The organism is Brevibacillus sp. FW306-2-1A-C05A, assembly GCF_058781555.1.
In genome coordinates this window covers 1-11,541 of record NZ_JBYSWV010000053.1, presented here as the reverse complement: position 1 = coordinate 11,541, position 11,541 = coordinate 1, and the positions used below count along the sequence as shown (strand labels likewise).

Genomic DNA, 11,541 nt, shown 5'->3' with positions numbered 1-11,541 from the left:
GGGGAAAAGCCCTGATGATCGGTTGTCATCAGGGCTTTTTTTGTGGATTACTGTGAATTATCATCCGTTTATGTTGTTTTTTGTGTTTTAATATGGTGTATCGTGACTTTTCTGTTGGTTTCACGTTTTTTATGACTTTGGTGTAGCTTTCGCATGATTTTCCCATTCACAGGCCCACGGTCGCTACGTCACCTGCTGCCGGGCCGCAGATAAAGCCCCTGCCTGGCCTCGCTGAACCGCCAAACTCGCAAAGCTGCCGTCAGCTCACGCGCGCCTCGTCCAGCCGCAGCCAGTAGCTTTTGACGTGCGTCTCGCCGTTGAAAAAGTCTTTGTCGGCCGCGCGGGCAAAGCCAAGCCGCTCGTACAGCTTCACCGCCGCCTCCATCATGTCTGTCGTGTGCAGGTGCAGCGTGGCTGCTCCCAGCTCGCGCGAACGGCGGACAGCCTCTCCGATCAGCCGGGCAGCGATCCCGTTGCCCCGCGCTTGCGGCGATACGGCCAAAAAGCGGATGATCGGCGAGTGAATTTCCAGCTCCGGACGGTCGTAAGCCGCCTGGGACGAAGCGAACAACTGGACGCTGCCGACGATTTCCCCGCCCCAGTCCGCGACGAGAAACGCAATCGTCTGGCGTCCTTCTGCCGATTCTGCGATTTCCTCCTTGTACCGCGTCCATCTGTCCACCGACAAATGCTGCTCATACTGCTGGTAAGCATCGAGCAGATGCTGTTTGATCCGCTCGCGGTCCTGGCTATTCGCATCGCGAATGCAAATGTCTCTCTGCTGCTTCGCCTTCATCGTCGGCTTCTCCTCCCTTTTTCCGGCTTAAAAAGCAGGGACAACCGCGACACCGTATTTGTCTTCAATAAACTTTTTGACCTCCGGTGAAGTGAGGGCCGCATCCAGCTTTTTGATCTCTTCGCGGTTCTCGTCGCCTTTGCGGACGGTAATCACGTTGGCGTAAGGAGAGTTGGCGCCTTCGCGGAACAGGGCGCTGTTCGGATCGATTTTCGCTTCCAGCACGACGTTTGTGTTGATGACGGCGCCCGCGAGATCAGGCAGCGCCCGCGGCAAGGTTGCGGCTTCCGCTTCTACAAACTCCAGCTTTTTCGGGTTTTCCGCGATATCTTTCGGCGTAGCCTCGTAGGTTGTCAGGCCGTCGCGCAGCTTGATTAAGCCTTGCTCCTGCAGCAAGATCAGAGCGCGGTATTCATTGGAAGGGTTGTTCGGAATCCCGATCTTGTCGCCTTCCTTGAGTTCGTCCTTCGATTTGAGCTTGTCGGAGTAAAAGCCGATCGGCTCGACGTGCACTTTTGTCGTGACGGCGAAATCGTAGCCTTTCTCGGTTTTCACCGAATCGAGGTAAGGCACGTGCTGGAAAAAGTTCGCGTCGATCTGCTTGTCGTGCAAAGCCGGGTTCAACTGCCCTTCGTCATCGAGGACGACGACCTCCAGATTCACGCCCTGCTCCTTGAGCTTCGGCTTGATAAATTCCAATATTTCCGCATGCGGGACAGGGGCCGCGCCCACTTTGAGCGTCACTTCTTTTGGCGGTTCCGCCGCCTGTCCGCCACTGGCCTGTGTCGACGCTGTGTTCGTCGCCGGCGCTTGTGCCCCGGAGCCGGACGACTGGCTGCCAGAGCCGCTTGAGCCGCAACCTGCCACAAGCATGCTGAATGCCACCAATACGCTAAAAATGACGCCTAGACCTTTTTTCTTTCCCATCGTTTCCACTCCCCTGGTTCCTCTGTTTTTAAAGTTGGATCTTACTCAAACTTGTAACGCTTTTTGTTGATCGACTTGACGAGGAAATCGCCTGACCATTGAATCAGTTGAACCAAAACAATAATGATTAGGACGGTGGCGATCAGGACGTCCTCGCGAAAGCGCTGGTAGCCGAAGCGAATCGCCAGGCTGCCGAGTCCGCCCGCGCCAATCGCCCCCGCTACAGCGGTAAACTCGGTAATCCCGATAATTCCGATCGTAATCCCGCGCACCAAAGCGGGCATCGCCTCGGGGATCAGCACGCGAAAAATGATCGTAAACGGCGTGGCCCCGACCGATTTGGCCGCTTCGATCTTCCCGGCGCTGACTTCCTTCAGCGCGCTTTCGATGATCCGGCCCAAAAACGGCGCGGCGCCAATCGAAAGCGAGACGATGGCAGCGGTCGGCCCCAGCGTCGTGCCGACGATCAGGCGCGACAAGGGCAAAAGCAGCACGATCAAAATAATCAAAGGAAGGGACCGGACGCTGTTGATGATCGTGCCGATCGTTTTGTGCAGCTTTGGTGCTTCGAGAATGCCGCCTTTTTCCGTGACGACGAGCGTGACGCCGAGGACAATCCCCATGGCTAGCGCGAACAGGGACGACCAGAACACCATGTAGAGCGTCTCCAGGAGCCCTTCCCAGAGCAAGTCAATCAGATCGCTGTTCATATCCCTGCTCCGACTCCTTCCATGACATTTCGCTTTTCGCGGTAATGATCGATAATGTGGACAAACCGTCTGGCCGTGTCGCTCTCCGGGTTGAGGAAAAACTTCTCCACCGTACCGGTTTCGACAATTCGCCCGTTTTCAATCACGGCCATGTTGTTGCACACGTGCTGCAGCACGTCCAGCTCGTGCGTGATGAGCACAATCGTCAGGTTGAGCTGGCGGTTGATCTCGCGCAGCAGCTCCAAAATGGCGTAGGTCGTCTGCGGGTCAAGCGCAGAAGTCGCTTCGTCGCTCAACAGCAGATCAGGCTGGTTGACCAGCGCCCGGGCAATTCCGACGCGCTGCTTTTGTCCGCCGCTCAGTTGGAACGGATAGACGTTTTCCTTGTCGCCAAGCTGCACGAGATCCAGTATTTCGCGGACGCGGTTGCGGATGTACGGCTTCGGATGCCCGGCTACCTCCAGCGGAAAAGCGACGTTTTGGAACACCGTCCGCGCGTCGAGCAGATTGAACTGCTGAAAAATCATCCCGATTTTTTGCCGGGCCCGGCGCAGCTCTTTTTCCGGCAAATCGGTAATCACCTTACCGCCGATCTCGATCGTGCCCGCGTCCGGTTCTTCCAGCCGGTTCAGGCAGCGGATCAAAGTCGATTTGCCCGCCCCGGAAAAGCCGATGATCCCGAAAATGTCTCCTTTTTGGATGTGCAGATTGACGTTTTGCAAAACAGGCACAATGCCTTTGGCTGTTTTGTACGATTTGCTCAAATTGGAAATGTGCAGCATCTGTTTTCACCCGCCTTTCAATGCATCTGCGGCCAAGTTGGCAAAGTAGTGTGCAGCAGGCGCAATCGCTCGTTCGTCGACGGTAAAGGCCGGATGGTGCCACTCGTTCGTCCCGGAGGTCCCGACGAACACGAACAAGCCGGGAATGTGCTTCTGGTAGTAGGCAAAATCTTCGCCAGCCGGAGACGGTTCCGGCGCGACGACTTGCAACCCGAGCCGCTCTGCTGTCGTAGCGGCCAGCCTGGCCAGCGCGGCATCGTTTTGCACGGAGGGCGGTCCCTTGAACCAGCGCACGCTCGCCTTGGCCCCGTATGCCGCAGCCACTCCCTCGATGATCGCCTGAAGACGCCCGGGTATTTGCCTGCGCACCTCTTCCTGAAACGTGCGGATCGTACCGCCGAGCGCGACCTTGTCCGGGATCACGTTCCAGGTCGTACCGCCATGGATAGTCGTTACGCTCACCACCGCATTTTCCAGCGGGCTGACGTTGCGGCTGACGATCGATTGCAGCGCCGTGACGATCTGCGAGGCGGCGACGATCGGGTCGATGCCAGCGTGCGGAATTGCGGCATGCGTGCCCAAGCCTTCCACTTCGATCTCGAAGCCGTCCACGCTCGCCATCAGCGCTCCCGGCTTGATCCCGACGGTCCCGACTGCGAGATCGGGCTTGTTGTGCAGGCCGAAGATCGCCGTGACGTTTGCGAGCGCCCCTTTCTCGATCAAGAGCGACGCACCCGTGCCTTTTTCCTCTGCGGGCTGGAACAGAAAGCGCACCGTTCCTGGCAACTGCTCCTCCTGCTGCTTCAGCAAAAAAGCGGCTCCCAGGATGACGGCGGTATGAAAATCGTGTCCGCACGCGTGCATGTTCCCGACGACCGCGGACGCGTACGGCAAGCCTGTTTGCTCCTGAATCGGCAAAGCGTCGATATCGGCCCGCAGCGCGATTACAGGCCCGCCGTTTTGGCCGCCCACCTCTGCCACGACGCCCGTTTCCAGCGGCAGCTCGACGAGGCGAATCCCCGCTTCCGTCAGCCAGTCCCGAATCGAACGCGTCGTTTCATATTCCTCGTAGGCCACCTCCGGGTATTGGTGCAACTGCCTGCGAATGGCGATCAGCTTTTGCTCGAAGCCAGTCCCTGCCAGCTCCTGCGTTCCTGTATGCACCCGAACCTCTCCTTTCTCTGTCTGCTTTTGCGCTGGCATCGGTTCTACGACTCCACCTCCGAGAGCGCTCTATCGCGCACGGCCAGACGGTTGTACGGCTTTTCCAGGCCGAGATGCTCGCGCAAGGTGTTTCCTTCGTAATCCTGCCGATACAAGCCCCGCTCCTGCAAAATCGGAATCACCTTGTCCACGAACGCCTCCAGCCCTTGCGGCAGCACCGGAGCGATGAACATGAAGCCGTCCGCCGCTTCCTCGACAAACCATTTTTCCAGCACGTCGGCAATCTGCGCAGGCGTGCCGATCAACTCGCGGTTTGCACCGCCTTCGAGCAAAGCGTACAGCTCGCGCAAGGTCGGGTTTTGCTTGCGAATCAGCTCCGTCATCCATTCAAAATGGCTTTGAATCCCGTTGTCCTGCGGGAACTCCACCTCTGCCGCCGGGGTGTCGAGCGAGTAGCGGCTGAAGTCGACCTTGCCCAAGTACCCGGACAAAAAGCGCAGCCCTTGCTCTGGCAAAAGCAGATCGTGCAATTTGCGGTGGATCGCTTCCGCTTCTTCCTGCGTATCCGCGACAATCGGGGAGATGCCTTGCAAAATGTGCAACTGGTCAGGCGTGCGCCCGTAGTCGGGCAGCTTGCTTTTTAAGCTTTTGTAAAACGCTTTTGCCCGTTCGAAATCTTTTACGTGCGAAAAGACGACTTCTGCGGTGCGCGCTGCCAGCCGCTGTCCCGGCTCGGATGCTCCCGCCTGCACGATGACGGGCTGCCCCTGTCTCGATCTGCCGATATTGAGCGGCCCCTGGACGGAGTAGTACGTGCCTTTGTAGTTCAGCCGATGCATTTTCGCCGGATCGAAGAACACGCCGGTTTCCTTGTCCTGGACAAACGCGTCGTCTTCCCACGAGTCCCACAAGCCTTGGACGACGTCGATGAACTCCTCCGCCCGCTCGTAGCGGTGATCGTGCTCCACATGCTCGGTGCGGCTGAAGTTGCGCCCGGTCTCCCCGGTGGCGTCTCCCGTCGTGACCACGTTCCAGCCTGCGCGGCCATTGCTGATATGGTCGACGGAAGCGAATAGCCGGGCGAGATTGTACGGCTCGTGATACGTCGTCGACGCGGTGGCGACCAGCCCGATTTTGCTGGTCGCCCCAGCCAGAGCGGCGAGCAAGGTCGTCGGCTCAAACCGGTTCAAAATGTTCGGGTGCGAATCTTCGTTGACCGCCAGGCTGTCGGCGATAAACGCGATATCGAACTTCCCGCGCTCGGCTGTCTGCGCCAAATATTTGTAGTAGTCAATGTCGATGCTGGCGTTTTTCCGCGCCTCGGCCAGTCGCCACGAGGCAACGTGAATGCCCGTTCCGACCAAATAAGCGGATAAGTGAATCTGTCTTTTTTGCGGCATGGTGCCCCTCCCCTTCCGATCTTCCGCTAAGCATGAGTGCGTCCGTCACGCAGCCGTCACGGCTTGCTGGCAAACGCCTCTTTGAAATTTTTCAGCTCCTCGACGGTCACTTGTCTCGGGATGTAGTTGCCTTTGTACGTTTCGGTGATGAAGTCCGACACCTCTTTGGACTGGTAAATGGCGACGAGCTTTTTCAAGTCTTCGCGGTTTTCGTTTTGCTTGGTCGTCGCGATTACGTTGATATACGGCTTGGCGGTTTTGCTTTCGTGAAAAATCGCGTCCTTGAGCAAAAAGCCTGCCTCGACCGCCACCCCGTTGTTGATGATCGACGCCGCTACGTCCTTCATGACGCGCGGGGTCGTCGCCCCATCGACGGGAACGATTTCCAGGTTTTTCGGATTTTCCTTGATTTTGTCCGCGCCGCCAAAGCCGTCAAAGTTGTCCACGACCCGGATCAAGCCTGCTTCCTGCAACAAAAGCAAGGAGCGCCCCCAGTTGGAATCGTCGTTTGGCACGGCGATTTTCGCGCCGTCGGGAATTTCCGCGATGGTTTTGTACTTGTCCGAGTAGATACCCAGTGGCGCGATGATCGTCGAGCCGACCGGAACGATGTCCGAGTTGTTTTTCGTATTGAACTGGTCCAAAAAGGCGACGTGCTGGAACGCATTCGCGTCGATATCGCCCTCCAGCAAGACCGTATTCGGGTTGACGTTTGCATTGAACTGCACCAGTTCAATGGCGAGACCTTGCTTCGCCGCCTGTTCCTTCACGAACTCCCACGTCCGCGATTCCGAGCCGCGAATGCCGATTTTCAAGCCTGTTTGTTCCGGTTCCGTTCCGCAACCCGCCGCGACAATCGTCACGAAGGCGAGCAGCAAGGAAATGGCGAGCTCTTTCATCCGTTTTTTCTCTCCTCGTTCTTCTCTTCTGTCTTGGGCAAAAGATGGTTATTTTCTGCGAATGTTACGGGCGAGCACGTTGCCGAGCGACTGAATCCCTTGAACGAGCACGACCAAAATCACAACGGTAGCGACAATCGTAATCGTGCTGAAGCGCTGGTACCCGTATGTAATCGCCAGGTCGCCGATCCCGCCGCCGCCGACTGCCCCGGCCATCGCCGTGGCGCCGATCAGGCCGATGGTCGCCGTCGTAATGCTGAGAATGAGCGAGCCGAGCGTCTCGGGAATGAGAAACCGAAAAATGATTTGCATCGGGGTGGCCCCCATCGCTTCGGCTGCCTCGATGATGCCCGGATTGATTTCCAGCAACGAATTTTCCACCAGCCGCGCGATGTACGGACCGCTGTAAATGACCAGCGGCACGATTGCCGCCGTCGTTCCGATGGAAGTCCCGACGACGAGCCGCGTAAACGGAATGATCGCCACCAGCAAAATGATGAACGGGACGGAACGCAGCACGTTGATAACCGGGTTCAAGGCCGAAAAGATCAACGGATTTTCCAAAATGTGCCCTTTGCGCGTCACGACCAGCAGGACGCCGAGCGGCAGGCCGATCAAGGTCGCAAACAGCAACGATACACTCACCATATAGAGCGTCTCGTACAATGCCTGATAGATTTGCGCAGAACTGACTTCCATCACGAAACAATCTCCTTCACGGTCACATTTTGCTGCTGGATATAGTGGTACGCGCGAACGATTTCCGCTTCATTGCCGGTAAGCTCGACGATCAGATTGCCAAAAGGCACGCCCGCAAGCTCGGTGATGCTGCCAAACAGGACGTTCACGTCGCTGTTGAAGCGTTTCGCCACCTGGGAGAGCAGCGGCTGGCCCGTGCTTTCCCCGATGAAGTGGATGTTGAGAATTTTCGATTTGCCGCGCTTGGTCGCGAGCAGCTTGCGCACGCTTGGCGGGATGTCGTCGCGCACGACCGATTTGACGAAATTGCGCGCCACCTCTGTCTGCGGATTCGCAAACACGTCGAGGACATTGCCCTGCTCCACGATGGCGCCATGCTCCATGACCGCCACCCGGTTGCAAATTTCTTTGATGACGTTCATTTCGTGCGTAATCATCAAAATCGTAACGTTGTACTCTTGGTTCACCCGCTTAAGCAATTGCAAAATGGACTCGGTCGTTTGCGGGTCCAGCGCCGAGGTCGCTTCGTCGCTTAACAGGATGGACGGATTGGTCGCGAGCGCACGGGCGATGCCGACTCGCTGCTTCTGGCCTCCGGACAACTGGTCGGGGTAGCTCGTCGCTTTGTCCGTCAAGCCGACGAAGGACAATAGTTCGTCGACTCGCTCCTGAATCTGCTTTTTCGGCGTGTCGCCGAGTCGAAGCGGCATGGCGACATTGTCAAAAACGGTCTTCGTCGCCAGCAGGTTGAACTGCTGAAAAATCATGCCGATGTTCTTTTTGACGCTTCGCAGCTCTTTGACCGAGAGCTTCGTCAAGTCTTTGCCAGCGACGATGACGCTGCCTGCTGTCGGACGCTCCAGCAAATTGACCGTCCGCAAAAGCGTGCTTTTTCCGGCTCCGCTAAAGCCGATGACGCCAAAAATGTCGCCTTTTTTCACGTCGAGGGTGACGCCCTTCAACGCCTCAATCGTCTGGCCCCCGCTCTCAAACGTCTTCGATACGCCGTGAAAGGCGATCATGCTCTCCTTCGCCTCACCCGGGATGCCATACGGCGGATGGTCTTCCACGGCCGCAGCTCCGATTCCCATACAATCTCCTCCTAGCCAAGCGAAACTTTATCGGGCAGACAGCGGCCTGCCTGCCCGTTAACCGGCTGCGCTTTTTTCGCAAGCGCTTGGGCGCAGCCCGCGTATTTACCTTGTACTCGTTACTCGGCCAAAAGCGCTGCGAGCCGATCCAATTGGGTGTAGAGCAGCGCCTCGTATTTGCCGTCGCCGCCAATTTCCACGAGCGGGATCAGGCGCGTGCCGTATTTGACCTCCAGCACATCGCGCAGCACGTCTTTTCCTGCTACGTCAATCCATTCGTATGGGCGGTTTTGCTCTTCCAATATGGCTTTGACGTTTTCACAATAGGAGCAGCCTTCTCTTCCCCATACCACGACTTTTTTCGTTTGTGTTTCTGCCACTCGCTTTCCCTCCCCCATTTTTCCGACGCTGTTCCCAGGCAAAGAAAAAGACTCCCTGCTCGTTGGCACAGCTCGAGCAGGAAGTCTCTCCAGTGGTCTGGTCGATGACTTTTTAAATTCATATCGGATTACTAGGGATATTATCATTCGTCATCTTTCTCGTCAACGGATTTTTTCCACGATGTTTTCCGCGATTTTTGTCCGGCCTCATTTTGCCTGCCCCCATTGACAGCCCGGAGCGATATCGTTAAAATCCGAGTAAACAACTAAGTAAATGAGATTTAAAAGTGCAGCAGATGACAACTTCATGCTTGCATAGCTGACTGGACCACCAGAAGCCCCTTCGCCGATCGGATTGCCGATCTATGACTGAGGGGCTTTTTGTGCGTACTTCGACACGGTTAGGGGAGAGATATGGTGGCATTGACATTGAGCATTCTCGATCAAAGTCCGATTCAAGAAGGAGAAACGGCGACCGAAGCGTTCCAGCATACGATTCGGCTGGCGCAAAAGGCGGAAGACTGGGGCTATCACCGCTTCTGGGTGGCGGAGCATCACGACCTCGATCATGTGGTCGGCTCCTCCCCCGAGGTGCTCATCGCCCATCTTTTGGCGAAAACAGAGCGCATCCGCATCGGCTCCGGCGGGGTCATGCTCCAGCATTACAGTCCTTATAAAGTAGCGGAAAACTTTCATGTCCTCGCCGCCCTGGCTCCGGGACGGGTGGATCTCGGCATCGGCCGCGCGCCGGGAGGGCTTCCCCTCTCGACGAAAGCGCTACAGCCGCACAGCGGCACGGGTTCGCCTGGCGCATCGCTGGAAGAAAAGCTCGCGGAGCTTGCGCTGTTCCTGCGCAACGAGCTGCCCCCCACTCATCCGCTGTACGGTCTGACCGCCGTGCCCCTGCCAAGCGAGCCAGTCGGCATTTATTTGCTCGGCACGAGTGCAGCGAGCGCGCAGCTTGCGGCAGAGCGCGGTGTTCCGTACGTGTTTGCCCTCTTTATCAGTCAGGACGAAGCGGTCTGCCGGGAAGCTTTTGACGTGTACCGCCAGCAGTTTCAGCCAGGCGAACGGGCAAAGCCGCTCCCGATCCTGGCCGTCTCCGTCATCGTCGCCCAGACGGAGGAAGAAGCCTTGCAGTTGGCCGCGGAAACGAAAATCGCCAAAATCCACCTGCAAAGCGGCAAAACGGTCACCGTCACCAGCTTGAAAAAGGCGGAGGAATACGGGCGGCAGGCAGACGAATCGTTTCGGATCGAGGTCAAGGAAGCCAACGTCATCGCCGGAACGAAGGAGTCCGTGCGCGAGCGGCTGCTGGAGCTGGCGCGTACCTATCAGGTGGGAGAGCTGGTGATCCACACTCCGATCAAACATTTTGCCAAGCGGCTTCTCTCCTATGAACTGTTGCACGAAGCGTTTGCTGAGCTAAGCGTTACTTGAGTGATGCGTTTGGCGACTGCCGATTGGCATTCGGCATTTGCGCGAAAAAACGTGGCTGGCGGTGCCGCAGCGTTGGACAGCGCAGTCCCCCTCGCACAGCCCCCTGATTGTGGAATGACTCCACAGTTGGCGGGGCTGTTTTTTGAGGCTCTGTTCGCAAGATGATCGCTGTATTATGATGAATGGAAACATTCGTCTGCATCAGCGAAAATAGCTGTAGCGAATTGACTCAAGCGACAGGAACATCTCGCTGAATGTCCGCAGCCAAAACAGCGGGAGTTTTTTTCAAGCGATGCAGCTTGCAACCATTGGCGGGGGGAGAAAGCATGGATATTACGATCCGAAGTGCTAAGCAAGATGATTACGCGGCGTTATTGCCTTTGTTTCGGCAAGTTCATGATTTGCACGTTTTCGAACGGCCGGACCTCTACAAAAAGAATGCGACTCCAGTGGAGGAAGCGTTGTTTCATGACCAGCTACACGATGATCGGCAACATATTTTTGTGGCTACGCTCGGTATGGAAATCGTTGGCGTCGTTGTTTTGCAGGAAGAAGACATCCGGGAAAACTCATTTGTAAATGCGCGGAAAGTTTTGCTTGTCAACAGTTTATGTGTGGCGGATACGCTGAGGAAAAAGGGAATCGGAAGGAAGCTTATGCACCATGTTTTTGACTTCGCCAAAGGCTTGGGCATTGACAGCATTGAATTGGGGGTATCAGAGCGGAACCGACAGGCCATCCACTTTTACGAGTCGATTGGCATGACGACCAAAAGCAGGAAAATGGAGTTCCGATTAAGCTGACGGGAGACGATCGTTACCTCGCCAAAAAGAACCCGCCAGTCCTTGGCGGGTTTTGTTGTACAACAACTCCGTTTCTTTGAGCAGCATGCTGTTAGAACAGAGCTTTACACGGTGGGCAACTTTTCATGCAGGCAGCCAGGCAGCTATTTGTCGGGCGGACTGCTCGCCTTCGTGGCCTTTGTGTGCGGGACGGCAGCACCGGGCCAGCTCAGCAGACTGGCAGAATGGCGGCATTTTCCCGTAACAATAAAGAGCCTGCGATGATGGTGTTCGCAGACTCTACAACACTAGGATTTTATGGAAATTGAAAAAACGACTTTCTTTTTGATCGCCAGCTTTGCCGCACCCGTTTTTCAAGAAAAATAGAGGCAAACCGCTGCGCTCTGCTCGCAAGCCCTGTTTTTCCGAGAGAACCAAAAGCCCCCCCTGCTCGCCCCCTCAGAGCAACAA

Annotated in this window: 12 protein-coding genes; 2 read left to right on the top strand and 10 right to left on the bottom strand. The window is 56.5% G+C overall.

The genetic code is table 11. From position 1 onward, the window contains the following. Positions 1-259 precede the first annotated feature (259 nt). The 10 genes from AC3WJN_RS22215 to AC3WJN_RS22170 all read right to left on the bottom strand — a co-directional run bounded on the left by AC3WJN_RS22215 (position 260) and on the right by AC3WJN_RS22170 (position 8,866). Positions 260-796, bottom strand: coding sequence for a GNAT family N-acetyltransferase (locus tag AC3WJN_RS22215; RefSeq protein WP_005831194.1), 537 nt, complete (start codon positions 794-796; stop codon positions 260-262). A 27-nt stretch (positions 797-823) separates the two neighbouring features. Further along, positions 824-1,723: a MetQ/NlpA family ABC transporter substrate-binding protein gene (locus tag AC3WJN_RS22210; protein WP_005831196.1), complete on the bottom strand. Its 900-nt coding sequence runs from the start codon at positions 1,721-1,723 to the stop codon at positions 824-826. Positions 1,724-1,764: 41 nt separating this feature from the next. Then, on the bottom strand, positions 1,765-2,433 hold the full coding sequence (locus AC3WJN_RS22205; protein ID WP_007784756.1) for a methionine ABC transporter permease: 669 nt from the start codon (positions 2,431-2,433) through the stop codon (positions 1,765-1,767). Continuing rightward, on the bottom strand, positions 2,430-3,215 hold the full coding sequence (locus tag AC3WJN_RS22200; RefSeq protein WP_005831200.1) for a methionine ABC transporter ATP-binding protein: 786 nt from the start codon (positions 3,213-3,215) through the stop codon (positions 2,430-2,432). The genes AC3WJN_RS22205 and AC3WJN_RS22200 overlap by 4 nt, the downstream gene beginning before the upstream one ends. 6 nt (positions 3,216-3,221) lie before the next feature. Then, entirely contained in the window at positions 3,222-4,418 is a 1,197-nt protein-coding gene (locus AC3WJN_RS22195) for an amidohydrolase (RefSeq protein WP_260507342.1), read from the bottom strand. A gap of 5 nt (positions 4,419-4,423) precedes the next feature. Then, complete coding sequence (locus AC3WJN_RS22190; RefSeq protein ID WP_007784754.1) at positions 4,424-5,779, bottom strand: LLM class flavin-dependent oxidoreductase; 1,356 nt, start codon at positions 5,777-5,779, stop codon at positions 4,424-4,426. A gap of 56 nt (positions 5,780-5,835) precedes the next feature. Then, complete coding sequence (locus AC3WJN_RS22185) at positions 5,836-6,678, bottom strand: MetQ/NlpA family ABC transporter substrate-binding protein (protein ID WP_007784753.1); 843 nt, start codon at positions 6,676-6,678, stop codon at positions 5,836-5,838. A gap of 48 nt (positions 6,679-6,726) precedes the next feature. Continuing rightward, complete coding sequence (locus tag AC3WJN_RS22180; protein WP_005831207.1) at positions 6,727-7,377, bottom strand: methionine ABC transporter permease; 651 nt, start codon at positions 7,375-7,377, stop codon at positions 6,727-6,729. After that, positions 7,377-8,399, bottom strand: coding sequence for a methionine ABC transporter ATP-binding protein (locus tag AC3WJN_RS22175; RefSeq protein ID WP_025846646.1), 1,023 nt, complete (start codon positions 8,397-8,399; stop codon positions 7,377-7,379). Before AC3WJN_RS22175 ends, AC3WJN_RS22180 begins: the two co-directional genes overlap by 1 nt. Positions 8,400-8,587: 188 nt before the next feature. Then, positions 8,588-8,866: a glutaredoxin family protein gene (locus AC3WJN_RS22170; protein WP_051353904.1), complete on the bottom strand. Its 279-nt coding sequence runs from the start codon at positions 8,864-8,866 to the stop codon at positions 8,588-8,590. 396 nt (positions 8,867-9,262) lie between these two features. On the opposite strand from AC3WJN_RS22170, the gene AC3WJN_RS22165 reads away from it, so the two are divergent. Both AC3WJN_RS22165 and AC3WJN_RS22160 read left to right on the top strand, forming a co-directional pair. Next, positions 9,263-10,288 carry an LLM class flavin-dependent oxidoreductase gene (locus tag AC3WJN_RS22165; RefSeq protein ID WP_005831213.1) on the top strand — a complete coding sequence of 342 codons (1,026 nt, stop codon included), beginning with the start codon at positions 9,263-9,265 and terminating at the stop codon, positions 10,286-10,288. A gap of 326 nt (positions 10,289-10,614) precedes the next feature. Continuing rightward, a complete protein-coding gene (locus tag AC3WJN_RS22160; RefSeq protein WP_007784749.1) occupies positions 10,615-11,091 on the top strand; it encodes a GNAT family N-acetyltransferase in 477 nt (158 codons plus the stop codon). Positions 11,092-11,541: the final 450 nt, after the last annotated feature.

What these genes read in the sequence shown, in the direction of transcription:
- AC3WJN_RS22205 (WP_007784756.1), bottom strand. Translation starts at nt 2,433, where the DNA reads ATGAACAGCGATCTGATTGACTTGCTCTGGGAAGGGCTCCTGGAGACG.
- AC3WJN_RS22195 (WP_260507342.1), bottom strand. Translation starts at nt 4,418, where the DNA reads ATGCCAGCGCAAAAGCAGACAGAGAAAGGAGAGGTTCGGGTGCATACA.
- AC3WJN_RS22200 (WP_005831200.1), bottom strand. Translation starts at nt 3,215, where the DNA reads ATGCTGCACATTTCCAATTTGAGCAAATCGTACAAAACAGCCAAAGGC.
- AC3WJN_RS22165 (WP_005831213.1), top strand. Translation starts at nt 9,263, where the DNA reads ATGGTGGCATTGACATTGAGCATTCTCGATCAAAGTCCGATTCAAGAA.
- AC3WJN_RS22210 (WP_005831196.1), bottom strand. Translation starts at nt 1,723, where the DNA reads ATGGGAAAGAAAAAAGGTCTAGGCGTCATTTTTAGCGTATTGGTGGCA.
- AC3WJN_RS22190 (WP_007784754.1), bottom strand. Translation starts at nt 5,779, where the DNA reads ATGCCGCAAAAAAGACAGATTCACTTATCCGCTTATTTGGTCGGAACG.
- AC3WJN_RS22175 (WP_025846646.1), bottom strand. Translation starts at nt 8,399, where the DNA reads ATGATCGCCTTTCACGGCGTATCGAAGACGTTTGAGAGCGGGGGCCAG.
- AC3WJN_RS22215 (WP_005831194.1), bottom strand. Translation starts at nt 796, where the DNA reads ATGAAGGCGAAGCAGCAGAGAGACATTTGCATTCGCGATGCGAATAGC.
- AC3WJN_RS22180 (WP_005831207.1), bottom strand. Translation starts at nt 7,377, where the DNA reads ATGGAAGTCAGTTCTGCGCAAATCTATCAGGCATTGTACGAGACGCTC.
- AC3WJN_RS22170 (WP_051353904.1), bottom strand. Translation starts at nt 8,866, where the DNA reads ATGGGGGAGGGAAAGCGAGTGGCAGAAACACAAACGAAAAAAGTCGTG.
- AC3WJN_RS22160 (WP_007784749.1), top strand. Translation starts at nt 10,615, where the DNA reads ATGGATATTACGATCCGAAGTGCTAAGCAAGATGATTACGCGGCGTTA.
- AC3WJN_RS22185 (WP_007784753.1), bottom strand. Translation starts at nt 6,678, where the DNA reads ATGAAAGAGCTCGCCATTTCCTTGCTGCTCGCCTTCGTGACGATTGTC.